The organism is Hydrogenophaga borbori, from assembly GCF_003417535.1.
GTDB classification, from domain to species: Bacteria; Pseudomonadota; Gammaproteobacteria; order Burkholderiales; family Burkholderiaceae_C; genus Hydrogenophaga; species Hydrogenophaga borbori.
The window spans coordinates 365541-391329 of record NZ_QVLS01000002.1; the positions used below are offsets into that span (position 1 = coordinate 365541).

The following is a 25789-nucleotide window of genomic DNA, read 5'->3' on the forward strand; positions in this document are numbered from 1 at the left end:
GTGAGGCTTAGCCACCGATGTAGCTCATCTCGACGCGCCGCTTGCCCGAGCCGGGCTCGGGCGGCAGCGAGGCGCGCAGCTGCGAGTAGCGGTCGTCGCGGCCTTGCCAGATGGCGCCGATGGCGCTGGCCAGTTCGGCGTCGCTCGCGCCGCCGCGGATCAGGTGGCGCAGGTCATGGCCTTCGGTGGCGAACAGGCAGAGGTAGAGCTGGCCCTCGGTGGACAGGCGCGCGCGGTTGCAGTCGCCGCAGAAGGCCTGCGTCACGCTGCTGATGGCGCCGATCTCGCCCGAGCCGTCGGCGTAGGCCCAGCGCTCGGCGGTCTCGCCGGGGGCGGTGGGGTCCAGCGGCACCAGGGGCAGTTCGCGCTGAATGCGTTCGATGAGCTCGGCGCTGGGCAGCACCTCGTCCATGCGCCAGCCGTTGGTGGCGCCCACGTCCATGTATTCGATGAAGCGCAGCACGATGCCGGTGCCCTTGAAGTGGCGCGCCATCGGCAGGATCTGGTCGTCGTTGGTGCCGCGCTTGACCACCATGTTGACCTTGATCGGCCCCAGGCCCGCGGCCTGCGCGGCCTCGATGCCGGCGAGCACCTCGGCCACGGGGAAGTCGACGTCGTTCATGGCGCGGAAGACCTTGTCGTCCAGACCGTCGAGGCTGACCGTGACGCGCTGCAGGCCGGCGGCCTTGAGCGCGGCGGCCTTGCGCGCGAGCAGCGAGCCGTTGGTGGTGAGCGTCAGGTCCAGCGGCCGGCCCTCGGCGGTGCGCAGCGCGGCCAGCTGGCCGACCAGGATCTCCAGGTTCTTGCGCAGCAGCGGCTCGCCACCGGTGAGCCGGATCTTCTGCACGCCGTGCGCGGCGAACAGGCGCGCCACGCGGGTGATTTCCTCGAAGCTGAGCAGGGCGCCGTGTGGCAGGTACTGGTAGTCCTTGTCGAACACTTCCTTCGGCATGCAGTAGCTGCAGCGGAAGTTGCAGCGGTCCGTCACGCTGATGCGCAGGTCGCGCAGCGGGCGGCCCAGGGCGTCGCCCAGCAGGCCGGTGGCGGGCACGGCTTGTGCCGGTACCGTGGCGGCGCGCCGCTGCAGGCGCTGGTCGATGAGGGGAATGACCCGTTCGGACATCCCCCGATTGTGGTTCAAACGCAGCGGGCGCCGTCCACCTCCAGGCAAACCCCGGAAATGAACGCGGCTTCGTCGCTGGCGAGGTAGAGCACGGCGTTGGCCACGTCCTCGGGGGTGGAGAAGCGCCCCAGCGGGATGGTGCTGCGGAACTTGGCCAGTCGCTCGTCGGTGAGCTCGCCACCCGCAAAGGCCGTGCCCAGGCCGGTGAAGGGGTTCATCACCGGGTTGATGCAGTTGACGCGGATGTTGTCCGGCCCGAGTTCGGCCGCGAGCGACTTGCTGGTGGTGATGACCGCGCCCTTGGAGCCGTTGTACCAGGTGAGGCCGGGGCGCGGGCGCACGCCGGCGGTGGAGGCGATGTTGATGAAGGCGCCGCCGCCGTTGGCGCGGAACACCGGCACCGCGTGCACGGCCGAGAGGTAGATGCTTTTGACGTTGACCGCGTAGCAGCGGTCGAACTCTTCCTCGCTCACGTCCAGCGCGGGCTGGTTCTTGTGTGTCCAGCCGGCGTTGTTGACCATGGCGTCGAGGCGGCCGTGGCGCTGCACGGCGGCCTGCACCAGGGCCTTCATGTCGCTGGAGCGCGTGACGTCGGCGGCGAAGAAGCTGGCGCGCCCGCCCTTGGCCGTGATGTCGGCGACCACGCGCTCGCCGCCAGCGGTGTTGACGTCGTTGACGATGACCCGCGCGCCTTCTTCGGCCAGTCGGTGGGCGATGCCCTCGCCGATGCCGCCGCCCGCGCCGGTGACGATGATGGATTTGTCTTTCACTCGCATGGGATGTGCCTCTGTGGTCTTGCTGAATCAGCCGTGGCGGATGGCCACGGTCTTGAGGGTGGTGAAGCCCAGCAGGGCCTCGAAGCCTTTTTCGCGGCCATGGCCGCTGGACTTGACGCCGCCGAAGGGCAGCTCCACGCCGCCGCCGGCGCCGTAGTTGTTGATGAACACCTGCCCGGCCTTCACGCGCCGCGCCATGCGCAGCTGCCGCGCGCCGTCGCGCGTCCACACGCCGGCCACCAGGCCGAAGGACGTGCCGTTGGCCAGGCGCACCGCCTCGTCCTCGTCCTCGAACGGCATGGCCGCGAGCACCGGGCCGAAGACCTCTTCCTGCGCCAGCCGGTGCTGGGGCGGCACGTCGCGCACCAGGGTGGGCGCGGCGTAGTAGCCGTTGGCGTCGGCGGCGGGGTCGATGCGGCCCTGCGCGACGATGGGCAGGCCGTCGCGCCGCACCTCGTCCAGGAAGCCGCGCACGCGTTCCTGCTGGGTCTGGCGGATCAGCGGACCGAGGTCCAGGTCCAGGGTGGGCGGGCCGGCGCGCAGGGCGGTGAAGGCCTCGCCCAGGCGCTGCAGCAGCGGCTCGTACAGGCCGCGCTGCACCAGCAGGCGCGAGCCGGCGCTGCAGGTCTGGCCGCTGTTCTGCACGATGGCATTGACGATGAAGGGCAGGGCCGCGTCCACGTCGGCGTCATCGAAGACGATCTGCGGGCCCTTGCCGCCCAGCTCCAGCGTGACCGGGCAGTGGCGCTCGGCCGCGGCCTGCTGGATCAGCGTGCCCACGCGCGGGCTGCCGGTGAAGCTGATGTGGTCCACGCCGGGGTGGCGCGCCAGCGCGTCGCCCACCTCGTGGCCGTAGCCGGTGACGATGTTGATGGCGCCGGGCGGAAAGCCCACCTCGGCCGCCAGTTCGGCCACGCGCAGCAGCGAGAGGCAGGCGTCCTCCGAGGGCTTGACCACGCAGACGTTGCCCGCGGCGAGCGCGCCGCCCACGCTGCGCCCGAAGATCTGCATCGGGTAGTTCCAGGGGATGACGTGGCCGGTGACGCCGTGCGGTTCGTGCCAGGTGAGCACGCTGTAGCCGTCCAGGTAGGGGATGGTGTGGCCGTGCAGCTTGTCGCCCGCGCCGGCGTAGAACTCGAAATAGCGCACCAGGGCCAGGGCGTCGGCCTTGGCCTGTTTGGTGGGCTTGCCGCAGTCGCGCTGCTCGATGGCGGCCAGCTCGTCGGCGTGCGCGGCCACGGCGGCGCTGAGCTTCATGAGCAGGCGCCCGCGCTCGGCCGCCGTCAGGCGCGACCAGGCGCCGTGCAGGCAGCGCCGCGCGGCCTGCACGGCCGCGTCCACGTCGGCGGCGTTGCCGCGCGCGATGCTGTCGTAGGTCTGGCCGTCGGCGGGGTCGATGACGGGCAGGGTCTGGCCCGAGGCGCTGGGCACGGACCGGTTGTCGATGAAATGCAGGGCCATGGAAGGAACTCCTTCACTGCGGGCCGATGGCGGGCGCGGGCCCGATCGGCGCCACGGCGGCGGGCTTGTGGTAGACGAGGTCGCGCAGGGTGAGCGAGACCGAGGGGAAGTAGGTGATGACGGCCAGGCAGCCGACGATCACCAGCACGAAGGGCACCAGGTGGGCGACCATGCGGTCCAGCGATATCTTGGCGACGGTGGCCGCGGCGAACAGGTTCACGCCGAAGGGCGGGGTGATCATGCCCATGGCCAGGTTGACCACCATGATCATGCCGAAGTGAACCGGGTCGACGCCGAAGTGCACGGCCACCGGCACCAGGATGGGCGCCAGCACGATGATGGCCGCCGAGGTCTCGATGAACATGCCGATGACGAACAGCGCCGCGTTCACGCCGAGCAGGAACCACAGGGGCGACTGCAGCACGTCCTTGAGCCACAGGCCGATCGCGTCGGGGATGCCGGCGCGCGTGATGAGGAAGGCGAAGAGGCCCGCGTTGGCGATGATGAACATGATCACCGCGCTGGAGATGACCGACTTGCGCAGCACCGGCATCAGGTCCTTCAGGGCCAGCTCGCGGTGGATGCCCAGGCCCACCAGCAGCGCGTAGAACACCGCCACCACCGAGGCCTCGGTGGGCGTGAACACGCCGCCGTAGATGCCGCCCAGGATGATCACCGGCATCAGCAGCGCCCAGCCGGCCTCCCGCGTGGCGCGGCCCACGGTGAGGCGGCCGTCGCCGTCGTTCTTGCCCAGGCCCTTGAAGCGGCACCACAGGTGCACGAACAGCATCAGCGTGCCGCCGATCAGCAGGCCCGGCACCACGCCGGCGATGAACAGCTCGCCAATGGACACCTCGGCCGCCACGCCGAACAGGATCATGGGGATGGAGGGCGGGATGACCACGCCCAGCTCGGCCGAGGTGGCCTGCAGCGAGGCCGCGTAGCCCACCGGGTAGCCGTGCTTGACGAGCGCGGGGATGAGGATGGAGCCGATCGCGAAGGTGGTGGCCACCGACGAGCCCGACACCGCGGCGAAGATCATGCAGGTGAGCACGCAGGTCATGGGCAGGCCGCCCTGCACGCCGCCCACCAGCGACTTGGCGAAGTTGACCAGGCGGCGCGAGATGCCGCCGGTCTCCATGAGGTTGCCCGCGAGGATGAAGAAGGGGATGGCGGCGAGCGGAAATTTGTCGATCGCGCTGAACATCTCCTTGGGCACCAGGATGAGCTTGTCGCCGTCGAACAGCGCCAGGCCCAGCATGGCCGAGCCGCCGATGGCGACCGCGATGGAGATGCTGAGCGCGAAGCCCAGCAGCATGGTGAAGATCAGGGTGAAGGTCATGGCGCGGTCCGGCGTGGTCGGCGGGTCTGGGCCTTATTGGGCCGTGGCGAGTTCTTCGTTCTTCGGGTCCAGGTGGTGCGCGATCACCGCGACCATGCCCAGCGCGGCGCCCACGGGCAGCGCGGCGTATGCCCAGGCCATGGACAGCTCCATGCTGGCGAAGGTCTGGAAGCGCACGCGCGTCACGAGGTCGATGCCGAACCAGAGGATCACGCCCAGGAAGCCCAGGTTGACCAGCGTGATGACCCAGCGCACGGTGTGGTGCCAGGCGCCGCGCGACAGGCGCAGCATCAGATCCACCGAGACCAGCGCGCCCTGGCGCAGCGCGGCCACCACGCCCAGCATCACCATCCAGATGAGTAGGCGGCGCATGGCCTCCTCCGTCCAGGTGGAGGGCTGCGAGAGCACGAAGCGGCTGGTGACCTGCCACAGGCCCAGGCAGGAGATGAGCGCGAGCAGCACGCAGGCCAGCGTGAGGCACAGACCGGTGAGCGCGCGGTCCAGCCGCAGAAAGAGGGATTTCATGAGAGCACCTTCGAGGGCAGGCCCGCCCAACCAGCGATGCCGCGGATCCGGCGTTGCCGGTCCGCAGGCACCGTCTCTTGGGGGGGTGACGGCCCACGCCAGTGGGCCGGCGCGGGGGGACCTACTTCACCGCTTGAATGGCGGCGATCTTGTCGGCGCCGAACTCCTTGGCGTACTGCTGGTAGGCGGGCGCCACGGCCTTGCGGAAGCTCTCGCCGTTGACCTGCTTGACGACCTGCATGCCGTCCTTCTCCAGCTGGGCGATGCCCGTGTTCTCGTCGTCGTTGACCTTCTTGCGCTGCGCGGCGGCGGCCTTCTTGCCGGCCTCCAGGAAGACCTTCTTGTCGCCGGCCGAGAGCTTGTTCCAGACGGCGGGCGAGAGGATCAGCGCGGCCGGCGAGTACACGTGGCCGGTCAGCGAGAGGTGCTTCTGCACCTGCGAGAACTTGGAGGACAGGATGACCGGAATCGGGTTCTCCTGGCCGTCCACCGTGCCCTGCTGCAGCGCGGTGAACAGCTCGGGGAAGGGCATGGGCGTGGGCAGGATGCCGAAGGTCTTGTAGCCGTCCATGTGCACCTTGTTTTCCATGGTGCGCATCTTCAGCCCGGCCGCGTCGCTGGCCTGGGTGATGGCCCGCTTGCTGTTGGTCATGTGGCGGAAGCCGTTCTCCGTCCAGGCCAGGTTGATCAGGCCCTTGGCCTCCATCTTCTTGCTCAGGTCCTGGCCGATGGGGCCGTCCATCACCTTGCGCGCGTGGTCGTAGTCGCGGAAGAGGAAGGGGATGTCGACGATCTTGACCTCGGGCACGAAGTTGCCCAGCGGGCCGGTGGAGGTGTTCACCAGGTCCTGCGTGCCCAGCTGCACGGCCTCGATCTGCTCGCGTTCGCCGCCCAGGGCCGAGTTGGGGAACTGCTGGCACTTGTAGCGGCCTTGCGTGCCCTTCTCCATTTCCTCGCAGAACACGGTGGAGCCCACGCCGTAGTGCGAGGTGGGCGAGGTGGCGTAGCCGATCTTGAGCACGGTCTGCGCCTGGGCGCCGGTGGCGGCCAGCAGCGCGGCCATGGCCAGGGGGGTGAGCAGCGTTTTTTTCATGCGTTTGTCTCCTTGGGGTGGGTCACTGGCAAAAAAGGACTCAGCGCGCGGGTGTCGGCCGTGGGCGCGCCGCAGGTGGTTTCACGGCATCGGGGTGGTCCTGAGCGTACTGGCGCAGGACGGCATGGAAATCGGGGTCTGCCTGTAGGCCCAGGGCGCGCGCGCGCGGGCTGTCGAAGCGCGCGGGCCAGCCGGCCACGATGCGCGCGGTGGCGGCGTCGGGCTCGTGGCCGACGAGCGCGGCGGCCTCGGGGCCGGCAAAGTCGACGAGGGCGTCCAGCATGTCGCGCACGCGCAGGCTCAGCGCGGGCAGGTTGATGGCGGTGCGCCCGCCGAAGGCCTCGCGGCTGGCCTCGGCCACGGCGAGGATGCCGGCCACGGTGGTGGCCGGCGAGGACAGTGCCACGGGCGTGTCCAGTGGCACGGGGCAGTTGCTGGGCAGGCCGGCCAGGGGCTCGCGCAGCATGCCCGACAGGAAGCCCGAGGCCGCGCCGTTGGGCCGCCCGGGCCGCACCGAGACCGTCATCAGGCGCGCCGCGCGGCCGTCGATGTGGCCCTTGCGGGTGTAGTCGGCCACCAGCTGCTCGCACACGAACTTGTGGATGCCGTAGCTGGACTGCGGCGTGGGCAGGGTGTCGTCGCCCACCACCGCGGGCAGGGGCAGGGCCGGGTCGCTGCCGTAGACGGCGACCGAGCTGGAGAAGAAGAACAGGACCGGCGCATGGCCGTCGGCCGTCTGCCGGCGGCAGGCGTCGAGCAGGGCGCGCGTGGTGTCCAGGTTGGCGCGCAGGCCGAGGTCGAAGTCGGCCTCGCACTCGGCGGACACGGCCGAGGCGAGGTGAAAGACCGCGTCCCAGCGCTGGGCGAACAGGGTGGGCAGGCTGTCCATGAGGTCGCCGGCCAGGGACCGCACGCGCGGGTCGCGCGTGAGCGCCGCGTCGCCGGGCGCGAACAGGTCGGCCAGCATCAGGCTGTCGATGGGACGGCCGGCGAGCCGGCCGCGTTGCAGCAGCTCGCGCGCGAGGCGGCTGCCCAGGAAACCGGCGCCGCCGGTGATGAGGATGTTCATGCGGTGAAGCGGTGGGCGGATGGGCGGGGCGGTGGGGACTGGGGCCTTACCAGGGGGCGCCAAAGCGCTGGCGCAGTTCGTCGATGCGCGCGTCGCTCAGTGGGGCGGGGCGGGGGGAGCAGAGCAGCCACAGGCGCGCGGTCTCTTCCAGTTCTTCCAGCAGGGCCATGGCCTGCGCGGGGCCCTGGTGCCACACGACGGGGCCCAGGCGTTCCAGCATCACGGCGCGCAAGGGCTGTTCGGCCCGGGCGATCAGGCCGGCCACCTCGTGGGCCACGGTGGGGTCGCCGGGCACGCGGTAGGCGACGTGGGGCACGTGGCCGACCTTCATCACCTGGTAGGGCGTGATCGGCGGCAGGATGTCGTGCTCGGCCCACACGCCTTGCAGGCTCAGCGCCACCAGGTGGGTGCTGTGGGTGTGCAGCACGCAGCGGGCCTGGGGCGCGGCGTCGTAGATGTGGCGGTGCAGGGCCAGGGTCTTGCTGGCGCGTTCGCCGCCGCGCTGGTGGCCGTCTTCGCCCACCCAGGCCAGGGCCTCGGGGCGCAGGTGGCCCAGGCAGGCGTCGGTGGGGGTGATGAGGAAGCCGCCGCCCTGCGAGGCGTCGAGCCGCAGGCTGATGTTGCCGGCCGTGGAATGCGCGTAGCCGCGCAGGAACAGCGAGGCGCCCACGCGCACGATCTCGTCGCGGCAGGCCTGCTGGGCGGGGGGGATGGCGTCGCTCATTCGGGGCGGGACAGGGTGGGTTTGAGCAGCGCGTCCAGGGCGCGGCGCACGGGCGGCGAGGCGTGTTCGATGCGGTGCGCGGCGTTGGCCATGTGGCGCATGGCGGCCTCGCGCGCGGCGGTGACGTCGCCGCGGCACACGGCCTCGGCGATGGCGCGGTGCTCGTGGTGCACCTCCACCATGTAGCCGCTGTCCAGGGATTCGTTGGTGCGCGTCACGCGCATGGCGTCGCGCTGGTACTGCTCCAGGAAGCCCAGCAGGCGCTCGTAGTGCGGGTTGTCGGTGGCGCGGGCGATGCTGCGGTGAAAGCGCAGGTCGGCCTCCACGCCGGGGGCGCCCACGGGCGGGCAGGCCTCCAGTTCGGCCAGCGCGTCCATGATGGCGCGCGCTTTCTCGGGCGTGATGCGCCGCGCCGCGAGTTCGGCCACGTCGGCCTCCAGGCCGCGCCGCACCTCCACCACCTGCAGCACGGCCTCCATGGAGTGCAGCACGGTGGGGTCGAAGGCCAGGGCGCGCGCCTGGTGGCTGGGCGCCACGAACACGCCCGCGCCCTGGCGCGAGGTGAGCAGGCCGATGGACTTGAGCTGGCTGATGGCCTCGCGCACCACGGTGCGCGACACGCCGAACTGCTCGGCCAGGCGCTGCTCGGTGGGCAGTCGCTGGTCTGGGCCCAGTTCGCCCGACTCGATGCGCTGCATCAGCAGGGCCGCCAGCTGGTCGGTCAGGCGGGGCGGCGCCTGCAGGGGCTCGGCGCTGTCGGGGTTCATGGTGTCTCGGCCATTGGTGTGCTTGTCAGGTCATCATACAAGTTGAGCGGGCGAAAAAAATCCCGGGAAAACCCGGGACGCGCACTCGTTCAGCGACCGGCAGCGCTCACCGGCACGAACTGTTCGTTGTGTTCGCGCAGCCAGGTGGCCGAGCGTTCGCTGTGCTGCTGGTTCGGGTGGAAGTCGGGCCGGAAATAGGCCCGCCAGGCCGGCCAGTTCGTCCTCAGCAGGCCTTGCCGGCCCAGCAGGTGGCGCGCGGCGCTGCGCCAGGTGGACCAGCGCCACAGCGTGCCGTCGCGCCGCAGGTTGGAGACGGTCTGGCGCAGGGCGTCGCTGAGGAAGAAGACGGTGACGCGGCGCATCCATTTCGCGCGCCAGGCGTGGTCGCCCCCCAGGGCCTGGTAGAGGTCGAATGCGGTGCTCTTGTGCTCGGCCTCCTCGGCGCTGTGCCACAGCCACAGGGTTTGCAGGCGCGGCTCGCTGCCGTCCAGCACCTGGGGATGCGACAGCAGCCACTCGGCGAAGAGGGCGGTGAAGTGCTCGTAGGCCGCGGTCACGCCCAGCGGGTGGCGGGGATCGGCGCCCTCGAACAACACCATGCGCGACTCGGCGCGCGGCGCCCACGCGTTCACCAGGCCGTGCTTCTCGATCTGCGCGTTGAACAGGGCGTGGATGCGCCGGTGCGTGGCCTCCTGGCCCACGAAGCCCTTGATCTCGGCTTCCCAGCGCGCCTGCTGGTCGGCGGGCAGGGCCTTGGCGCCTTCCCGCACGGCGTCGATGAAGAACTGCTCGCCCACCGGAAAGCTCATGGACAGGGCGTTGAACCAGGCGGTGAGGAAGGCGTCGCCGCCGCACCAGTGGCGCGCGACGGGCGTTTCCAGGTCGATGAGCAGGCGTCGGATGGTGAGGTTGGTCATGTTGGTACATGTGAGTACCGGGCGACTGTGCGCGCCTGCGCAAGGGCTGTCAAGCGGGTGGGGCTGTCGAATCGGTGACGGCTGATCCGTCGTGCAGACGGGGCCGGCTCCAGCGTTCGCGTCGAACCGCGGCCGCCCCAGCGAGGACTGAACCATGCCCATGCGACCCCTTCGGTATTCCATCCACCTCACGCTGGACGGCTGCTGCGACCACAGCGCCATTCCCGCGGACGAGGAGCTGCACCGCCACGCCGTGGAGAACCTCCGGCAGGCCGATGCCCTGCTGTTCGGGCGGGTGACCTATGAGTTGATGGAGTCGGCGTTCCGGGCGCCCGCGGGGGCGGCCGCAGGGTCTCACGCGGTGGACCCCTTTGCCCGGACGATCGACGCCGCGCGGAAGTACGTCGTGTCCGACAGCCTGGACGTGGTCGACTGGAACGCGGAGCTCGTGCGCGGGGAGCTGGGACCGCTGGTGCGGCGGCTCAAGCAGCAACCGGGCAAGGGCCTGTTCGTGGGGGGTGTGAAGCTCCCGCTGGCCCTGGCGGAGCTGGGCTTGATCGACGAGTACGAGTTCATCGTGCACCCGCGGCTGGCCGGCCATGGGCCGAGCGTGTTCGCGGGCTTGTCGAAGCATGTCGACCTGAGGCTGGTGAGCCGGCTCGAGTTCGGCTCGGGGGCGGTGGCGATGCGGTATGTGCCGAAATAAACGAAGGGCGCGCGCCCTCAGGCCGCCGCCCCCCGCGCCACCCCCGGCCCGCTCCCCCGCACCCGCCAGAACAGGAACAGCGCGATGCCCATGTTGAGCAGGTTCCAGCCGATCCCGTTGAGGAAGGCCGCGCGGTAGCTGCCCGTGAGGTCGAACACCCAGCCCGACATCCAGCCACCCAGCGCCATGCCCACCAGCGTGGCCATGATCACCGCGCCCACGCGGGCGCCGGCCTCCTGCGGCGCGAAGTACTCGCGCACGATGATGGCGTAGCTGGGCACGATGCCGCCCTGGAACAGGCCGAACAGGGCAGAGATCACGTACAGCGGCACCAGGCCGTCGAAGGGCAGGAACAGCAGCAGCGCCACGCACTGCAGCGCCGAACCCAACAGCAGGGTGCGGATGCCACCGATGCGGTCGCAGATCCAGCCCGAGACCAGGCGGCTGACGATGCCGCTGGCCAGCATGAGCGAGAGCATCTCGGCGCCGCGCGCGGCGCCGAAGCCCAGATCGACGCAGTAGGCGACGATGTGCACCTGCGGCATGGACATGGCCACGCAACAGCCCACGCCGGCCAGGCACAGCAGGGTCTGCGCCCGCGCGGGCGTCATGCCGAAGGGGCGGCGGGTGTCGGGCACGGCGCCGCCGGGCGTGGCGGGCGCGGCCATCACGACCACGGGCGGGCGCTGGCGCATGCGGTTGGCCAGCAGGAACATGCCCGTGCCGCAGACGATGGCCAGCAGGAAGTAGGTGTTGCGCCAGCCGATGGTCTCGATTCCCCATTGCACCAGTGGCGGCCACACCGTGCCGGCCACGTAGTTGCCGCTGGCCGCGATGGCCACCGCGATGCCGCGCCGCTTGCGCCACCACAGCGCCGTGTCGGCCAGCAGCGGCGCGAAGGTGGCCGAGCTGCCCAGCAGCCCCAGCAGCAGCCCGTGCGCCAGACCGAAGGTCCAGATGTTGCCGGACAGCGCGGCGGCCGCGAAGCCGCCGGCCACCGCCACCGCGCCCAGACGCAGCACCGGCGTGATGCCGTGGCGGTCGGCCATGCGCCCGGTCCACAGGCCGCCCAGGCCCAGGCAGACCATCATCAGGGTGTAGGGCAGGGAGGCGTCGCCGCGGCCGATGCCGAACTCCGTCTGCACCGCGGGCAGCACCACGGCCACCACGTACATGCCGCTGTTGCCCAGGGTGACCAGGCCCAGCACGGTGAGCAGCCGCCAGGCGGCGGCGCGGGAATCGATGAGGCTGGGGTCGGCGGGCGTGTTGTCTCGGTGGGGTGTTTTCATGGCCGGGCGATGCTACGCCGGGCCGCCGCCGCGCGCTGTCGCCGGTGAAATATCAGTGCGCCTGCAGTTGCGCACGCAGCAGGTCGATGGCGTGGCGGTGCACCTGGCTGACGCGGGACTCGCTCACGCCCAGTTCGCGGCCGATGTCCTTGAACATCATGTCCTCGCCGTAGTGCCTGAGCATGACCTGCTGTTCGCGTTCGGGCAGACCCTGGATGGCGTCGACCAGGGCCAGGCGCATGCGCTGCTGTTCCAGCACGCTCAGCGGGTCGTGGGTGCTGTCGCCGAACTCGCTGCCGTGCAGGCCGTCGTCGTCCTCTTCCCCCACCAGGCCGGTGTCGTCCAGCGGCATCAGCTGGGAGCGGTGCAGCTTGGCCTGCAGCGCGTGGTATTCATCGAGCGTGAGGCACAGCTCCGCGGCCATTTCGCTGTCGTGCGGGCGGCGGCACAGGCGCTGCTGCAGGCGCTGCGCGGCCTCGTCGATGTCGCGCCGGCTCTGCCGGCAACCGCGCGAGGCCCATTCGGTCGCGCGCAGCTCGTCGATCATGGCGCCTCGGATGCGCGGCATGGCGAATTTCTCCAGTCCGCCGGCCTCGGCCTCGGCCGGGTCGCAGCGGCCGATGGCCTCGTTCAGGCCGATCATGCCGGCCTGTATCAGGTCGTCCACGTCGACCGAGGGCGGCAGCTGGGCGCGCAGGTGGCGGGCCACGCGCCGCACCAGGGGCTGGTAGAGGCGGATCTGGGCGTTGCGCGGGTCGGCGAAACAGGCGGTGGTGCTCATGCGGATGTCCCTTCTGACGGCCTGGACGCGGGGCTCAAGGGCCGCGTGGCCATGGCAGAAATTCTGGGGATCGGTCGCCCCACCGTCTGTGGGGATTGCTGGATGCGCCCTGTCAGCACCGGGCGGCGAAGGCCGTAGGCGTTTCCGGTACCGCCGCGCGCGCTTAGGTATTTTTTAAGCTTCGCCTAGGAAAGATTTAGGACGGAGGACTGAGCCCCTTGCGAACAATGCCGGCACACCAAAACAAGGAGTGTTTTCATGTTCCGCACCGCCGCGCTGGCCCTGGGCCTGTTCGCGTCCACGGCCGCACTGGCCAATGGCCCGGCCCCCGTCCGTCCGCCCGAGACGGACCTCGTGGCCCTGGGCCGCTACCTCGTCAAGACCTCGGGCTGCAATGACTGCCACACCCCCGGCTACGCCCCCAGCGCGGGCGCCGTGCCCGAAGCCCAGTGGCTCACGGGCGATGCTGTGGGCCTGCAGGGCCCCTGGGGCACCACCTACCCGAGCAACCTGCGCCAGCAGTTCCAGCAGATGAGCGAGGCGCAGTGGCTGCAGCGCGCCCGCCAGCCCATGCGCCCGCCCATGCCGTGGTTCGCGCTGCGCGACATGGCCGACACCGACCTGAAAGCGATCTACGCCTACGTGCGCGCCGCCGGCCCGGCCGGCCAGGCCGCGCCGGCCTACGCCCCGCCCGGGGTGGCCGTGCGGACGCCGGTGGTGGCGTTTCCCTCGCCGCCGCCGGCTGGCAAACCCTGATCCGCCAGGCGTGTCGGCGGGCCGCCACACGCGCTCGAAAAGCCCTCGTCAATTCCCCCGGGATTGCGGCTTAATCCGCAACTCCCTCAGCGCCACACCCCCTACCCGGGGGTGTCGGCGCCGGCATTTTCTGGAGCACCCCCATGCCAGCCAAGTCCCACGGGCGCATCCCCGCCCTGGCCGTCCTGTTCCCCGTGCTGTTGTCCCTTCTGCCGGCCTGCGGCGGCCCCGCCGACGCGCAGGGCGCGCCGCCACCGGCCATGCCGGTGAGCGTGGCGCCCGCGGTGCAGCGCAGCGTCACCGACGTCGAAACCTTCAGCGGCCGCCTGGAAGCGGCCGAGTTCGTGGAGCTGCGCCCGCGCGTGGCCGGCACCATCGACAAGGTGCACTTCACCGACGGCGCCAGCGTCGCGGCCGGTGCCTTGCTGTTCACCATCGACCCGCGCCCTTTCGAGGCCGAGGTGGCGCGCGCCGAGTCGCAGCTGGCGGCCGCGAAGTCGCGCGCCGAGCTGGCGCAGACCGAGTACGCCCGCGCCCAGAAGCTGCTCGACAGCCGCGCCGTGTCGCGCCAGGAGTTCGATCAGCTCGCCGCCGGCGCGCGCACCAGCGAGGCCGACATCAAGGCCGCCGAGGCCGCGCTGCGCGTGGCGCGCCTGAACCTGGCCTACACGGCGGTGCGCGCGCCCATCGGCGGGCGGCTGTCGCGCGCCAGCGCCACGGCGGGCAACCTGGTGAACGAACAGGTGGTGCTCACCACCATCGCCGCCACGAACCGCGTGTACGCCTACTTCGACGGCAGCGAGCAGACCTTCCTGCGCCTGCGGGCCGCCGGTAACGCCAAGCCCGTGGTGCGCCTGGGCCTGGCCAACGAGACCGGCTACCCGCACCAGGGCACGCTGGACTTCGTCGACAACCGCCTCAACCCGCAGACCGGTGCCATTCGCCTGCGCGCCAGCTTCGACAACCGCGACGGCCGCTTCGTGCCCGGCCTGGCCGCGCGGCTGACCATGACCACCAGCGCGCCCTACCAGGCCACGCTGGTGCCCGAGCGCGCCATCGGCACCGACCAGAACCGCAAGACCGTGGTGGTGGTGGGCGCCGACGGCCAGCCGCAGTTCCGCGTGGTGCAGCTCGGCGCCCTGCAGGACGGCATGCGCGTGCTGCTGGGCGACGCGGTCAAGCCCGGCGAGCACGTGGTGGTGGAAGGCCTGCAGCGCATCATGCCCGGCGTGCCGGTGCAGCCGCAGGTGCTGAAGGTGGACGACAAGGGCATGCCCCTTCCTCCGCCGACTTCGGCCGCGCCGCAGCAGCCCGGCCAGTAAGGGAGCGCCCGAATGGACATCTCCCGGTTCTTCATCGACCGGCCGCGTTTCGCGGCCGTGCTGTCGATCTTCCTGTTCCTGGTCGGCGCGCTGGCCATCTTCCAGCTGCCGCTGTCCGAGTACCCCGAGGTCGCGCCGCCGCAGATCGTGGTGCGCGCCCAGTACCCGGGCGCCAACCCGCGTGTCATCAGCGAAACCGTGGCCACGCCATTGGAAGAGCAGATCAGCGGCATCGAAAACCTGCTCTATTACGACTCGTCGGCCACGGCCGACGGCGGCATGGCGCTCACGGTCACCTTCAAGATCGGCACCAGCCCCGAGGCGGCCGAGACGGCGGTGCAGAACCGCATCAACCGCGCGCTGCCCCGGCTGCCGGACATCGTGCGCCAGATCGGCGTGACCACCGAGAAAAGCAGTCCCAACCTGACGATGGTGGTGCACCTGCTGAGCCCGGACAACAGCCGCGATGCGCTCTACCTGCGCAACTACGGCCAGATGAACGTGCGCGACGACCTGCTGCGCCTGCCCGGCATGGGCTCGGTGTTCCTGTTCGGCGCCGGCGACTACGCCATGCGCATCTGGCTGGACCCGGGCAAGCTGGCCGCGCGCAACCTCACCACCGCCGAGGTGGTGGGCGCCATCCGCGAACAGAACGCGCAGGTGGCCGCCGGCACGGTGGGCGCGCCGCCCGCGCCCAAGGGCACGGAGTTCCAGCTCTCGGTGAACACGCAGGGCCGGCTGACGACCGAGGAGGAGTTCGCCGACATCATCGTGCGCACCGACCCGGCCACGGGCGGGCTGATCCGCATCCGCGACGTCGGCCGCGTGGAACTGGCGGCCGGGACCTACGCCATGCGCAGCCTGCTCAACAACAAGGAGGCCGCGGCCATCGCCGTCTTCCAGGCCCCGGGATCGAACGCGCTGGCGCTGTCCAACAGCGTGCGCGAGACCATGGAGCGGCTGTCCAAGGGCTTCCCGCCCGGCGTGGAGTACGACATCGTCTACGACCCCACGCGCTTCGTGCAGACCTCGATCGAGAAGGTCGTGGCCACGCTGCTGGAGGCCATCGCGCTGGTGGTGCTGGTGGTCATCGTGTTCCTGCAGACCTGGCGCGCCTCGCTCATCCCGCTGCTGGCGGTGCCGGTGTCCATCGTGGGCACCTTCGCCTTCCTGCTGCTGCTGGGCTATTCCATCAACACGCTCACGCTGTTCGGCCTGGTGCTGGCCATCGGCATCGTGGTGGACGACGCCATCGTGGTGGTGGAGAACGTGGAGCGCAACATCGAAGAGGGCCTGTCGCCGCGCGAGGCCACCATCAAGGCCATGCGCGAGGTCTCCGGACCCATCATCGCCATCGCCCTGGTGCTGTGCGCGGTGTTCGTGCCGCTGGCCTTCGTGCCCGGCCTCACGGGCCAGTTCTACAAGCAGTTCGCGGTGACGATCGCCATCAGCACGGTGATCTCGGCCTTCAACTCGCTCACGCTGAGCCCGGCGCTGTCGGCACTGATGCTGCACCCGCACGACCAGTCGCCCGACCGGCTGACGCGCGCCATGGACAAGGTCTTCGGCCGCTTCTTCCGCTGGTTCGACCGCGCCTTCCACCGCCGCAGCGAAGGCTACGGCCGCCGCGTCGGCTACATCGTGCGGCACAAGACCGTCTCGCTGGTGGTGTACGCGGTGCTGCTGGGCGTGACAGGCCTGCTGTTCGCGCGCATCCCGGCCGGCTTCGTGCCCGCGCCCGACAAGCAGTACCTCATCGGCATCGCGCAGCTGCCGGCGGGCGCCTCCATCGACCGCACCGACGCCGTGATCCGCGAGATGACCGACATCGCGCTCAAGGTACCCGGCGTGATCGACTCGGTGGGTTTCCCGGGCCTGTCGATCGCGGGCTTCTCGGCCGCGCCGAACGAAGGGATCATCTTCTTCGGCCTGGCGCCCTTCGAGGAGCGCACCTCGCCCGAGATGAGCAAGGAGGCCATCCTGGGCCAGGTCAACGGCGCGATCCAGCAGATCCAGGGCGCGCGCATGTTCGTGGTGCCGCCGCCGGCGGTGGACGGCCTGGGCAACGTCGGCGGCTTCAAGCTGCAGGTGCAGGACCGCGGCGGCCTGGGCGAGCAGGCGCTGTACGGCGCGGTCTGGGGCACGCTGGGGCAGGTGTACGCCAACCCGAAGTCGGCCGTGGGCACGCCCTTCTCCAGCTACGACATCAACGTGCCGCAGCTCTACGCCAACGTCGACCGCACGCGCGCCAAGCAGATGGGCATTCACCTGGCCGATATCTACGACACCATGCAGGTGAACCTGGGCTCGCTCTACGTGAATGACTTCAGCCGCTTCGGCCGCACCTACCAGGTGGTGGTGCAGGCCGACGCGCCGTTTCGCGCCGACGCCGAGGCCATCACCAATCTGAAAACGCGCAACGCCGCGGGCGAGATGGTGCCCCTGGGCGCGCTCATGACGGTGGAGCCCAGCTTCGGTCCCACGCGCGTGACGCGCTACAACGGCTACCCCTCGGCCGACATCAACGGCGCGCCCAATCCGGGCTTCTCGTCGAGCCAGGCCGAAGGCGAGATCGAGACCCTGCTGCAGCGCACGCTGCCGCGCGGCATGACCTACGAGTGGACGGAACTCAGCTACCAGGACCGGCTCACGCGCGACTTCACCGTCCCGGGCACGCACATCACCCTGCCGGTGCTGGCGGCGGTGCTCCTGATTTCGGTGCTGCTGGTGATCCTGGTGCTGGCCGCGCAGTACGAAAGCTGGACCCTGCCGCTGGTGATCGTGCTGATCGTGCCCATGGGCATTCTGTCGGCCTTGTTCGGCGTGTGGCTGTCCAGTTTCCCGCCCTTCATGCAGCCGGGCGACCTGAACGTCTTCACCCAGGTGGCGCTGGTGGTGCTGGTGGGCCTGGCGTGCAAGAACGCGATCCTGATCGTGGAGTTCGCCAAGGAACTGGAGGAGCGCGGCGAGACGCTGGTCGACGCCATCGTGCACGCCTGCCGCATGCGGCTGCGGCCCATCCTGATGACCTCCATCGCCTTCTGCGCGGGCGTGATCCCGCTCATCGTGGGCAGTGGGGCGGGCAGTGAGATGCGCCGCGCCATGGGCATCGCGGTGTTCTCTGGCATGGTGGGAGTCACCCTGTTCGGCATCTTCATGACGCCGGTGTTCTACGCGCTGCTGCGCTCGCGCCGCGCGCACCGCCTGGGGCAAGACGAGACGGAGGCCCGACATGCGTGAGGGGAGCCTTTGCACGGTCGCACTGGCGGCGCTGCTCACCGGCTGCGCCGCCGTGGGGCCCGACCACCAGGCGCCGACCGTGGCGCTGGACGAGCGCTTCATCAACGCCGGCGCCAGCGGCAGCAACGCCCAGGCGCCGGGCGAAGACATCGCGCGCTTCTGGCGCGCCTTCAACGACCCGGCGCTGGACGCGCTGATCGAGCGCGCGCTGGCGGCCAACACCGACATCCGCCTCGCGCAGGCGCGCCTGCAGGAGGCGCGGGCGCTGCAGGGCGAGGCCGACGCGGCCGCGCGACCCGGCGTGGCCATCGAAGGCAGCGCGCAACGAGCGGTCACGCCGCTGACGCAGCAGCCCGGCGCTTCGCGCAGCGAGCGCACAGGCAACAGCTTCGACGCCAGCTTCGTCGCCGGCTGGGAGCTCGACCTGTTCGGCCGCGTGCGCCGCACGCGCGAGGCCGCCGCCGCGCAGGTGAGCGCGAGCGAGGCGGGCCTGCACGCGGTGCACACGGCCGTGGCGGCCGAGGTGGCGCGCTACTACCTGGAACTGCGCGGCCTGCAGGAGCGCCAGCGCGTGACCGAGGCCAGCCTGGCGAACCAGCGCGAGTCGCTGCGCATCACCGAGGCGCGGCTGGAGGCCGGCCGCGCGCGCCAGCTCGACGTGGCCGGCGCGCGCGCCCTGGTCGCCAGCACCGAGGCGCTGCTGCCCGTGTTGCAGGCCGGCGTCGAGGCCGCGGCCTACCGCCTGGCCACGCTCAGCGCCCAGCCGCCGCGCGCGGCGCTGGCCGAGCTGTCCACGCAGCGGCCCCTGCCGTCGCTGCCGGTGACGGACCTGGCCGCGCTGCCGGTGGGCACGCCGCAGCAGTGGTTGCAGCGCCGGCCCGACGTGATCGCCGCCGAGCGCCGGCTTGCCGCCGCCACCGCGGGCATCGGCATCGCGCGCAGCGAGCTGTACCCGCGGATCTCGCTCTCCGGCCTGCTGGGCTTCAACGCCGCGCGCCTGGGTGACCTGTTCACCAGCGACGCGGCGCGCTATGCGCTGGGCGTGGGCCTGTCGTGGACGCCGTTCGACTTCGGCGCCATCCGCTCGCGCGTGGCCGCCAGCGAGGCGCGCGCGCAGCAGGGCCTGGTGGTGTTCGAGCAGACCGTGGCGCTGGCGCTGGAGGAAACCGAGGGCGCGTTCAGCGGCTACAACCGCCACGCGCAAAGCGCCGGGCGCCTGCTGGAGGCCGCGCGCCACGCCGACGAGGCCGCGCAACTGGCGCGCGCGCGCTTCGAGGCGGGCGTGACCGACTTCCAGGCCGTGCTGCAGGCCGAGCGCGAGGTGCTGTCGATCCGGGAACAGCTGGTGCAGGCCCAGGTGGGCACGGCGGGCGCGCTGGTGGCGGTGTACCGGGCCATCGGCGGTGGCTGGTCGGCGGGGGCGGCGACCACCGCCGCGCGCTGACTCAGTTCACCAGCACCAGCTTGCCCTTGACCGAGCGCGATCCCATGATCGCGTAGGCCTTGCGCAGGTCGGCCATGGGCAGGGTCTGGTCGATGACCGGTTTCACCTGGCCCTTGGCGTACATGCCGGCCAGCGCCTGCATCATGGCCGCGTTGGCCTGGGGCTCGCGCTTGGCGAAGTCGCCCCAGAACACCCCCACGATGCTGGCGCCCTTGAGCAGCGCCAGGTTGAGGGGCAGGCTGGGAATGGGCCCGCTGGCAAAACCCACCACCAGGTAGCGCCCGCGCCAGGCGATGGAACGGAAGGCCGGTTCGGCGAAATCGCCGCCCACGGGGTCGTAAACCACGTCCGGGCCCTTGCCCCCGGTGAGGCGCTTGATCTCGTCGCGCAGGCCGCCCAGGGGGCCGTGCTGGGTGTAGTTGATGGTGGCATCGGCGCCGAGCGAGGCGCACAGCGCGCACTTGTCGTCGCTGGATGCGGCCGCGATCACGCGCGCGCCGGCGGCCTTGGCGATCTGGATGGCGGCCGTGCCCACGCCGCCGGCCGCGCCGAGGACCAGCACCGTCTCGCCCGCCTTGAGCTGCGCGCGGTCCATGAGCGCGTGGTACGAGGTGGCGTAGATCATGATGAACGCGGCCGCGTCCACGGCGGGAAAGCCGTCGGGCAGGGGCATGCACAGCGCGGCGGGCGCCAGGGTGTGGGTGCCGAAGCCGCCGGTGCCGCTCAGGCAGGCCACGCGCTGGCCCGGCTTGAGGTGCTTGACGCCGTCGCCCACGGCCTCAACGACGCCGGCGTATTCGCTGCCGGGAACGAAGGGCAGCGGCGGCTTCATCTGGTACTTGTTCTGCACGATGAGCAGATCGGGGAAGTTCAGGCTGGCCGCCTCGATGCGCAGGCGCACCTGGCCCGCGCCGGGTTCGGGCGTGGGCAGTTCCTTCCATTGCAGGGCGTCGACGCCGATGGGGTTCTCGCACAGCCAGGCGTGCATGGTGGGTCTCCTCTTGGAATGGGGGCGGGGCATGATAGGCACCGGTTTTGCATTCGCGCAGTGGGCTTTGTCCCTTGGGCGACGGGCGTGGCCGCCGCCGCAACGCCACCCGGGATAAGAAGAAAGCGCCACACCTCGGGTCAATAGAATTTCGCCCATGAAAATCCTGATCTCGAACGACGACGGCTTCCAGGCCAAGGGCCTCGTCGCCTTGTACGACGCCGTCAAGGCCCTGCCGGGCGTCGAGGTCGAGGTCGTCGCGCCCGAGCACAACAACAGCGCCAAGAGCAACGCCCTGAGCCTGCACTCGCCGCTCTACGTGCAGACCGCCGCCAACGGATTCCGCTACGTCAACGGCACCCCCGCCGACTGCGTGCACATCGCGCTCACCGGCCTGCTGGGCTACCGGCCCGACCTGGTGATCTCCGGCATCAACAACGGCGCCAACATGGGCGACGACACCATCTACTCGGGCACCGTCGGCGCGGCCATGGAGGGCTACCTGTTCGGCGTGCCCGCCATCGCGTTTTCGCAGACCGAGAGGGGCTGGGCCCACCTGGACGTGGCCGCCACCAAGGCGGCCGAGCTGGTGCAGCAGCTGCTGCCGTCGCTGCCCGAGATGCAGCAGCGCGGCCAGGCCTGGCTGCTCAACGTCAACATTCCGTGCCGGCCCGCCGAGCAGATCCGCGGCGTGAAGGTCACGCGCCTGGGGCGGCGCCACGCGGCCGAGCCCGTGATCGCGCAGGTCAACCCGCGCGGCGAGACCATGTACTGGATCGGCAGCGCCGGTCCCGCCCGCGACGAGGCCGAAGGCACCGACTTTCACGCCACGCAGCAGGGCTACGTCAGCCTGACGCCCCTGCAGGTGGACCTGACCGACCACGACACCCTGGCCTACTGGGTGCCGACGGCGGCCGCGCTGTCCAAGGAGGGCGCGTGAAAGCGCCGCCGCCACGCCAGCGCCCGGGGTTTCCGGCCCGCCTGCCGGCCGGCACGCCGGCCCCCGTGCCCGCGCGCCAGCACAAGCCCGACGCGCCGCCCGCGCATGCCCCGGCCCGGCCCAGCGGCGTCGGCATGGACTCGGCCGCCGTGCGCGCCGCCATGGTGCGCAAGCTGCAGGGGCAGGGCATCTCGCACCCGGCGGTGGTGGCGGCCATGCTCGCGGTGGAACGGCACCGCTTCGTCGACTCGGCGCTGGTGAACCAGGCCTACGAAGACACCAGCCTGCCCATCGGCCAGGGCCAGACCATCAGCAAGCCCGGCGTGGTGGCGCGCATGGTGGAGCTGCTGTGCCAGGCGCGCGTGCAGCCGCTGGGGCGGGTGCTCGAAATCGGCACTGGCTGCGGCTACCAGGCCGCCGTGCTGGCCCGCGTGGCCAAGGAGGTCTACAGCATCGAGCGCATCCGCAGCCTGCACGAGAAGGCGCGCGACAACCTGCGCGCCCTGCGCGTGCCCAATCTGCACCTGCTCTTCGGTGATGGCATGGTGGGTTTCCCGCAGGGGGCTCCTTATGCGGGCATCATTGCGGCGGCCGGCGGGAACGATCTGCCCGCCGCCTGGATCGATCAGCTCGCGGTCGGTGGCCGGCTGGTGGCACCGGCCGTGACGGCCGCCGGTCGACAGAACCTCGTGGTGGTTGACAAAACCGCCAATGGCGTGGTCCGCACCGAGCTCGAGGCCGTTCATTTCGTGCCCCTAAAATCGGGCCTCGCCTGACGGTCCCGCCCTTGCCGGCGTCGAGCGTGTATCGAAATGGGCCCCTTCGGGGCCCGCAAGACAATGGTGGAGTCTTCATGAACCAAATGGCAAGACACGACCTGGGTCACACCCGGGCGCAGGGACGCACAGCCCAGCGCGCGCTGACCTGGTCCGTGCTCGGCTTGGCCCTGCTCGTGAGCGCTTGCGGCTCGCAGCGCGTGGCGCGTCCCGCACCGGTCGACGACCGGGGCACATCCCGGCCCGCCGCGGAGTCGGCAACGGCCACCCCGGCCCCTGCCGCCGCGCAGCCCCGCGTGGGCTATGTGACGGTGCAGCCTGGCGACACGCTGTACCGCATCGCCCTCAACGCCGGCCAGGACTACCGCGACATCGCGACCTGGAACAACCTGCCCAACCCGAATGCCATCGAGGTCGGCCAGCTGCTGCGCGTGGTGCCGCCCACCGCCGCGGCGCCAGCCCCGGCCCCGGCCCCGGCCCCGAGCGTGGGCACCGCGCCCGTCACCAGCGGCAGCGTGGCCTCGCGGCCACTGAGCGAAACCAGCCCGTCCGCGGCGCCGGCGCCCGCGCCCGCCCCCGCGCCAACGCCGGCCCCCGCGGCGGCGGGCGACGACATCCAGTTCGTGTGGCCGGCCTCGGGCCCGGTCATCGCGGGCTTCGATGAGAACACCAACAAGGGCGTGAGCATCGGCGGCAAGATCGGCGATCCCGTGGTCGCGGCGGCCGATGGGCGCGTGGTCTACGCGGGCGCCGGTCTGCGCGGCTACGGCAACCTCATCATCCTGCAGCACAACAACACCTACCTCACGGCCTACGCGCACAACCAGGCGCTGCTGGTGCGCGAGAACCAGTCGGTGCGCCAGGGCCAGAAGATCGCCGAGATGGGCAGCAGCGACGCCGACCGCGTGAAGCTGCACTTCGAGGTGCGTCGCCAGGGCAAGCCGGTGGACCCGCTGGCCCACCTGCCGAAGCGCTGAGTCCGGCCGCGCATGGCCTGGCCGGTCCTCGTCTTCGACATCGAGTCCATCCCGGACGTGGACGGCCTGCGCGCGCTGCGCGGGGCCGGCGCCGAACTGAGCGATGAGCAGGTCTACGCCGCCTGGGTGGCCGAGCGCAAGGAAAAGGGGCAGAGCGACTTCATGCCCCTGTACCTGCAGCGCGTGCTGGTCATCAGCTGCGTGTTCCGCAACGCCGAGGGCCTGCGCATCCACTCCTTCGTCGACAGGGACAGCCAGAGCGAGGGCAAGGTCATCCAGAGCTTCTTCCAGGCGATCGAGAAGCACGTGCCCCAGCTCGTGAGCTGGAACGGCGGCGGCTTCGACCTGCCGGTGCTGCACTACCGCGGCCTGCGCCACGGACTGGAGGCCAACAAGTACTGGGACATGGGCGAGGACGACCGTGAGTTCAAGTGGAACAACTACATCGGCCGTTACCACATGCGCCACCTGGACCTGATGGACCTGCTGGCCATGTACACGCCGAAGAACAACGCGCCCCTCGACAGCCTGGCCAAGCTCTGCGGCTTTCCCGGCAAGCTGGGCATGGACGGCTCGCAGGTCTACCCGCAGTTCCTCGCGGGGCAGACCGACGCCATCCGCCGCTACTGCGAGACGGACGTGATGAACACCTACCTCATGTATTGCCGCTTCCAGAAAATGCGCGGCGGCTTCACGCCCGACGAGTACGAACGCGAGATCGCCTACGTGAAGGAGACGCTGGGGGGCCTGGCGCCGGGCGAAGCGCATTGGCAGGAATACCTGGCGGCCTGGGCGTGAGCGATCGCTGGCGGCCGGCCTGAGACAATCGCGGGATGTCCGCAGAGTCTCCCCACAACACATCCCCCGCCTACCCCGACGGCTCGCTCGCCGTCGAGTCCCTGGACATCGAAGCCCAGGGCATCGCCCACCGCGCCGACGGCAAGGTGGTGTTCATCGAGGGTGCGCTGCCATTCGAGCAGGTCAGCGTCTCGGTCCATCGCAAGAAGAACAACTGGGAAGCCGCCACCACCACGGCCGTGCACCGCGAGTCCTCGCAGCGCGTGCGGCCCCGCTGCCCGCATTTCGGCCTGCACGCGGGCGCCTGCGGCGGCTGCAAGATGCAGCACCTGCACCCCGCCGCGCAGGTGGCCATCAAGCAGCGCGTGCTGGAGGACAACCTCTGGCACCTGGGCAAGGTGCGCGCCGAGACCATCCTGCGCCCGATCGAAGGCCCCGCCTGGGGCTACCGCCACCGCGCGCGCCTGTCGGTGCGCCACGTGCACAAGAAGGGCGTGGTGCTGATCGGCTTTCACGAGCGCAAGAGCCGCTACGTGGCCGACATGGGCGTGTGCCTGGTGCTGCCGCCACACGTGAGCGACATGCTGGCGCCGCTGCGCGAGCTGATCTTCGAGATGGACGCGCGCGAAACCTGCCCGCAGATCGAACTGGCCTGCGGTGACAGCGTCACCGCGCTGGTGCTGCGCCACCTGGAGCTGCTGAGCGAGGACGACCTGTCGCGCCTGCGCGCCTTCGGCCAGCGGCATGGCGTGCAGTGGTGGCTGCAGGCCAAGGGACCCGACACCGTGCGCCGGCTCGACGAGGGCGGCGAGGAACTGAGCTACGCCCTGCCCGAGTTCGGCGTGGTCATGCCCTTCAGGCCCACCGATTTCACGCAGGTCAATCCTTCGATCAATCGCGTGCTGGTGTCGCGCGCGCTGCGTCTGCTGGACGCGCGCGCCGACGAGCGCGTGATCGACTGGTTCTGCGGCCTGGGCAACTTCACCCTGCCCATCGCCACCACGGCGCGCGAGGTGCTGGGCGTGGAGGGCAGCGAAGCGCTGGTCGCCCGCTCGCGCGAGAACCTGGCGCGCAACGGCGAAGGCCGGGCGCGGGCCTTCGCGCCCACGCGCTTTGCCGCCCGCAACCTGTTCGAGATGACGCCCGAGCAGTTGGTGGCCGATGGCGTGGCGCAAAAGTGGCTGGTCGATCCGCCACGGGAAGGCGCCTTTGCCCTGGCCAAGGCATTGGCCGATCTGCACCAGCAACCCGAGCTGCGGGGCGGTTGGACGCCCCCGACGCGCATCGTCTACGTGAGTTGTAACCCCGCCACGCTGGCCCGCGACGCCGGCCTTCTGGTGCACCAGGCGGGCTACCGCTGTGTCGCGGCGGGGGCGGTCAACATGTTCCCCCACACCGCCCACGTCGAGAGCATGGCCGTGTTCGAGCTGGCGGACGCCGGGCGCCCCGCGTAGCGAATCAGGGGAGGTGGGCCGGCGCAGCCGCTCCGGCGGGGGTCGTTCGTGGAGCAGCGTGCCCTGTGGCCGCCGGCGCCGCGAGCTGCGGGTTCGCCGTCTTCAGGACGTGGGTTTGTCCGACGAAGCCTTCTCGGCCGGCGCCGCCTCGCCTTCGGAGGGCATGCCCACGACGTTGTTGTCCCGCATGTACTGATCCATCTCTCGCCAGCCCGCGAACACCGCGGCCTTGCCCGCGCGCGGGTTGGTCTGGAAGCAGGACTCGATGCTGCGCACCGCGTGGCGGCAGGCGCTGCCGATGGCGCGGCCCTCCGACTCCTTGCGGGCGTTCACCTGCGTGGCGGTTTCGATGCCCAGGGCATCGCAGCCGGCCAGCCAGGTGCTGGCGAGTGTGAGCAGGATGAGGGCGGGGCGTCGCATGGTGGTCTTGGTGGCTTGCCCTTGCATTTCGGCGGGCCGGGCCGGAACTTGACGGCCGTGGCCAAGAAAAAAGGGCCCGAAGGCCCTTGTTTCATGGGGTG

At 70.8% G+C, this 25789-nt stretch carries 24 protein-coding genes; 10 read left to right on the top strand and 14 right to left on the bottom strand.

Annotated features, from left to right (window positions below; all coding sequences use genetic code 11):
* Positions 1 to 7: 7 nt before the first annotated feature.
* The 10 genes from moaA to DY262_RS04710 all read right to left on the bottom strand — a co-directional run bounded on the left by moaA (position 8) and on the right by DY262_RS04710 (position 9797).
* The gene (moaA, locus tag DY262_RS04665; RefSeq protein WP_116957803.1) at positions 8 to 1123 is read right to left on the bottom strand and encodes a GTP 3',8-cyclase MoaA; all 1116 of its coding nucleotides are present in this window, start codon (positions 1121 to 1123) and stop codon (positions 8 to 10) included.
* A gap of 14 nt (positions 1124 to 1137) precedes the next feature.
* Positions 1138 to 1899 (bottom strand): SDR family oxidoreductase, encoded by a 762-nt coding sequence (locus DY262_RS04670; protein WP_116957804.1) that lies wholly within the window; start codon positions 1897 to 1899, stop codon positions 1138 to 1140.
* A gap of 27 nt (positions 1900 to 1926) precedes the next feature.
* Positions 1927 to 3360, bottom strand: coding sequence for an aldehyde dehydrogenase family protein (locus DY262_RS04675; protein WP_116957805.1), 1434 nt, complete (start codon positions 3358 to 3360; stop codon positions 1927 to 1929).
* Between the two features lie 13 nt (positions 3361 to 3373).
* Entirely contained in the window at positions 3374 to 4702 is a 1329-nt protein-coding gene (locus DY262_RS04680; protein ID WP_116957806.1) for a TRAP transporter large permease, read from the bottom strand.
* A gap of 33 nt (positions 4703 to 4735) precedes the next feature.
* Entirely contained in the window at positions 4736 to 5227 is a 492-nt protein-coding gene (locus tag DY262_RS04685) for a TRAP transporter small permease (protein ID WP_116957807.1), read from the bottom strand.
* Positions 5228 to 5348: 121 nt separating this feature from the next.
* Positions 5349 to 6320 carry a TRAP transporter substrate-binding protein gene (locus DY262_RS04690; protein ID WP_116957808.1) on the bottom strand — a complete coding sequence of 324 codons (972 nt, stop codon included), beginning with the start codon at positions 6318 to 6320 and terminating at the stop codon, positions 5349 to 5351.
* Positions 6321 to 6360: 40 nt separating this feature from the next.
* The gene (gene denD, locus DY262_RS04695; RefSeq protein WP_116957809.1) at positions 6361 to 7389 is read right to left on the bottom strand and encodes a D-erythronate dehydrogenase; all 1029 of its coding nucleotides are present in this window, start codon (positions 7387 to 7389) and stop codon (positions 6361 to 6363) included.
* Between the two features lie 46 nt (positions 7390 to 7435).
* The gene (locus tag DY262_RS04700; RefSeq protein WP_116957810.1) at positions 7436 to 8113 is read right to left on the bottom strand and encodes a class II aldolase/adducin family protein; all 678 of its coding nucleotides are present in this window, start codon (positions 8111 to 8113) and stop codon (positions 7436 to 7438) included.
* Positions 8110 to 8880: a FadR/GntR family transcriptional regulator gene (locus DY262_RS04705; protein ID WP_116957811.1), complete on the bottom strand. Its 771-nt coding sequence runs from the start codon at positions 8878 to 8880 to the stop codon at positions 8110 to 8112. Before DY262_RS04705 ends, DY262_RS04700 begins: the two co-directional genes overlap by 4 nt.
* Positions 8881 to 8969: 89 nt before the next feature.
* Positions 8970 to 9797, bottom strand: a complete 828-nt coding sequence (locus DY262_RS04710) for a metal-dependent hydrolase (RefSeq protein WP_116957812.1) — start codon at positions 9795 to 9797, stop codon at positions 8970 to 8972.
* Positions 9798 to 9951: 154 nt separating this feature from the next.
* Here DY262_RS04710 and DY262_RS04715 point away from each other — a divergent pair, with 154 nt between their 5' ends.
* The gene (locus DY262_RS04715) at positions 9952 to 10503 is read left to right on the top strand and encodes a dihydrofolate reductase family protein (protein ID WP_245980816.1); all 552 of its coding nucleotides are present in this window, start codon (positions 9952 to 9954) and stop codon (positions 10501 to 10503) included.
* 17 nt (positions 10504 to 10520) lie between these two features.
* Here the strand turns inward: DY262_RS04715 and DY262_RS04720 are convergent, their stop codons facing one another.
* Both DY262_RS04720 and DY262_RS04725 read right to left on the bottom strand, forming a co-directional pair.
* Complete coding sequence (locus DY262_RS04720) at positions 10521 to 11792, bottom strand: MFS transporter (RefSeq protein ID WP_116957813.1); 1272 nt, start codon at positions 11790 to 11792, stop codon at positions 10521 to 10523.
* Positions 11793 to 11844: 52 nt separating this feature from the next.
* Positions 11845 to 12573, bottom strand: coding sequence for a sigma-70 family RNA polymerase sigma factor (locus DY262_RS04725; protein WP_116957814.1), 729 nt, complete (start codon positions 12571 to 12573; stop codon positions 11845 to 11847).
* 258 nt (positions 12574 to 12831) lie between these two features.
* Between DY262_RS04725 and DY262_RS04730 the strand changes: the two genes are divergently transcribed.
* From DY262_RS04730 to DY262_RS04745, 4 genes are all read left to right on the top strand, one after another.
* Positions 12832 to 13329, top strand: coding sequence for a c-type cytochrome (locus tag DY262_RS04730; protein WP_116957815.1), 498 nt, complete (start codon positions 12832 to 12834; stop codon positions 13327 to 13329).
* Between the two features lie 143 nt (positions 13330 to 13472).
* On the top strand, positions 13473 to 14651 hold the full coding sequence (locus tag DY262_RS04735; protein ID WP_116957816.1) for an efflux RND transporter periplasmic adaptor subunit: 1179 nt from the start codon (positions 13473 to 13475) through the stop codon (positions 14649 to 14651).
* A 12-nt stretch (positions 14652 to 14663) separates the two neighbouring features.
* The gene (locus DY262_RS04740) at positions 14664 to 17891 is read left to right on the top strand and encodes an efflux RND transporter permease subunit (RefSeq protein ID WP_116957817.1); all 3228 of its coding nucleotides are present in this window, start codon (positions 14664 to 14666) and stop codon (positions 17889 to 17891) included.
* Positions 17884 to 19335 carry an efflux transporter outer membrane subunit gene (locus tag DY262_RS04745; RefSeq protein ID WP_116957818.1) on the top strand — a complete coding sequence of 484 codons (1452 nt, stop codon included), beginning with the start codon at positions 17884 to 17886 and terminating at the stop codon, positions 19333 to 19335. Before DY262_RS04740 ends, DY262_RS04745 begins: the two co-directional genes overlap by 8 nt.
* 1 nt (position 19336) lies before the next feature.
* Here DY262_RS04745 and DY262_RS04750 read toward each other — a convergent pair whose 3' ends face one another.
* A complete protein-coding gene (locus DY262_RS04750) occupies positions 19337 to 20323 on the bottom strand; it encodes an NADPH:quinone oxidoreductase family protein (RefSeq protein WP_116957819.1) in 987 nt (328 codons plus the stop codon).
* A 157-nt stretch (positions 20324 to 20480) separates the two neighbouring features.
* Between DY262_RS04750 and surE the strand changes: the two genes are divergently transcribed.
* The 5 genes from surE (at position 20481) to rlmD (ending at position 25268) form a co-directional block, all read left to right on the top strand.
* A complete protein-coding gene (gene surE / locus DY262_RS04755) occupies positions 20481 to 21263 on the top strand; it encodes a 5'/3'-nucleotidase SurE (RefSeq protein WP_116957820.1) in 783 nt (260 codons plus the stop codon).
* On the top strand, positions 21260 to 22039 hold the full coding sequence (locus tag DY262_RS04760; protein WP_116957821.1) for a protein-L-isoaspartate(D-aspartate) O-methyltransferase: 780 nt from the start codon (positions 21260 to 21262) through the stop codon (positions 22037 to 22039). The genes surE and DY262_RS04760 overlap by 4 nt, the downstream gene beginning before the upstream one ends.
* A 77-nt stretch (positions 22040 to 22116) precedes the next feature.
* Positions 22117 to 23016, top strand: a complete 900-nt coding sequence (locus DY262_RS04765; protein ID WP_116957822.1) for a peptidoglycan DD-metalloendopeptidase family protein — start codon at positions 22117 to 22119, stop codon at positions 23014 to 23016.
* 12 nt (positions 23017 to 23028) lie between these two features.
* On the top strand, positions 23029 to 23814 hold the full coding sequence (locus tag DY262_RS04770) for a 3'-5' exonuclease (RefSeq protein WP_116957823.1): 786 nt from the start codon (positions 23029 to 23031) through the stop codon (positions 23812 to 23814).
* Positions 23815 to 23849: 35 nt separating this feature from the next.
* On the top strand, positions 23850 to 25268 hold the full coding sequence (gene rlmD / locus DY262_RS04775; RefSeq protein ID WP_116957824.1) for a 23S rRNA (uracil(1939)-C(5))-methyltransferase RlmD: 1419 nt from the start codon (positions 23850 to 23852) through the stop codon (positions 25266 to 25268).
* A 102-nt stretch (positions 25269 to 25370) separates the two neighbouring features.
* Here rlmD and DY262_RS04780 read toward each other — a convergent pair whose 3' ends face one another.
* A complete protein-coding gene (locus tag DY262_RS04780; RefSeq protein WP_116958008.1) occupies positions 25371 to 25688 on the bottom strand; it encodes a hypothetical protein in 318 nt (105 codons plus the stop codon).
* Between the last annotated feature and the right edge of the window lie 101 nt (positions 25689 to 25789).

Excerpts from the sequence above, each read along its gene's own strand:
- moaA (WP_116957803.1), bottom strand. The coding sequence starts at position 1,123 with ATGTCCGAACGGGTCATTCCCCTCATCGACCAGCGCCTGCAGCGGCGC.
- DY262_RS04670 (WP_116957804.1), bottom strand. The coding sequence starts at position 1,899 with ATGCGAGTGAAAGACAAATCCATCATCGTCACCGGCGCGGGCGGCGGC.
- DY262_RS04675 (WP_116957805.1), bottom strand. The coding sequence starts at position 3,360 with ATGGCCCTGCATTTCATCGACAACCGGTCCGTGCCCAGCGCCTCGGGC.
- DY262_RS04680 (WP_116957806.1), bottom strand. The coding sequence starts at position 4,702 with ATGACCTTCACCCTGATCTTCACCATGCTGCTGGGCTTCGCGCTCAGC.
- DY262_RS04685 (WP_116957807.1), bottom strand. The coding sequence starts at position 5,227 with ATGAAATCCCTCTTTCTGCGGCTGGACCGCGCGCTCACCGGTCTGTGC.
- DY262_RS04690 (WP_116957808.1), bottom strand. The coding sequence starts at position 6,320 with ATGAAAAAAACGCTGCTCACCCCCCTGGCCATGGCCGCGCTGCTGGCC.
- denD (WP_116957809.1), bottom strand. The coding sequence starts at position 7,389 with ATGAACATCCTCATCACCGGCGGCGCCGGTTTCCTGGGCAGCCGCCTC.
- DY262_RS04700 (WP_116957810.1), bottom strand. The coding sequence starts at position 8,113 with ATGAGCGACGCCATCCCCCCCGCCCAGCAGGCCTGCCGCGACGAGATC.
- DY262_RS04705 (WP_116957811.1), bottom strand. The coding sequence starts at position 8,880 with ATGAACCCCGACAGCGCCGAGCCCCTGCAGGCGCCGCCCCGCCTGACC.
- DY262_RS04710 (WP_116957812.1), bottom strand. The coding sequence starts at position 9,797 with ATGACCAACCTCACCATCCGACGCCTGCTCATCGACCTGGAAACGCCC.
- DY262_RS04715 (WP_245980816.1), top strand. The coding sequence starts at position 9,952 with ATGCCCATGCGACCCCTTCGGTATTCCATCCACCTCACGCTGGACGGC.
- DY262_RS04720 (WP_116957813.1), bottom strand. The coding sequence starts at position 11,792 with ATGAAAACACCCCACCGAGACAACACGCCCGCCGACCCCAGCCTCATC.
- DY262_RS04725 (WP_116957814.1), bottom strand. The coding sequence starts at position 12,573 with ATGAGCACCACCGCCTGTTTCGCCGACCCGCGCAACGCCCAGATCCGC.
- DY262_RS04730 (WP_116957815.1), top strand. The coding sequence starts at position 12,832 with ATGTTCCGCACCGCCGCGCTGGCCCTGGGCCTGTTCGCGTCCACGGCC.
- DY262_RS04735 (WP_116957816.1), top strand. The coding sequence starts at position 13,473 with ATGCCAGCCAAGTCCCACGGGCGCATCCCCGCCCTGGCCGTCCTGTTC.
- DY262_RS04740 (WP_116957817.1), top strand. The coding sequence starts at position 14,664 with ATGGACATCTCCCGGTTCTTCATCGACCGGCCGCGTTTCGCGGCCGTG.
- DY262_RS04745 (WP_116957818.1), top strand. The coding sequence starts at position 17,884 with ATGCGTGAGGGGAGCCTTTGCACGGTCGCACTGGCGGCGCTGCTCACC.
- DY262_RS04750 (WP_116957819.1), bottom strand. The coding sequence starts at position 20,323 with ATGCACGCCTGGCTGTGCGAGAACCCCATCGGCGTCGACGCCCTGCAA.
- surE (WP_116957820.1), top strand. The coding sequence starts at position 20,481 with ATGAAAATCCTGATCTCGAACGACGACGGCTTCCAGGCCAAGGGCCTC.
- DY262_RS04765 (WP_116957822.1), top strand. The coding sequence starts at position 22,117 with ATGAACCAAATGGCAAGACACGACCTGGGTCACACCCGGGCGCAGGGA.
- DY262_RS04770 (WP_116957823.1), top strand. The coding sequence starts at position 23,029 with ATGGCCTGGCCGGTCCTCGTCTTCGACATCGAGTCCATCCCGGACGTG.
- rlmD (WP_116957824.1), top strand. The coding sequence starts at position 23,850 with ATGTCCGCAGAGTCTCCCCACAACACATCCCCCGCCTACCCCGACGGC.
- DY262_RS04780 (WP_116958008.1), bottom strand. The coding sequence starts at position 25,688 with ATGCGACGCCCCGCCCTCATCCTGCTCACACTCGCCAGCACCTGGCTG.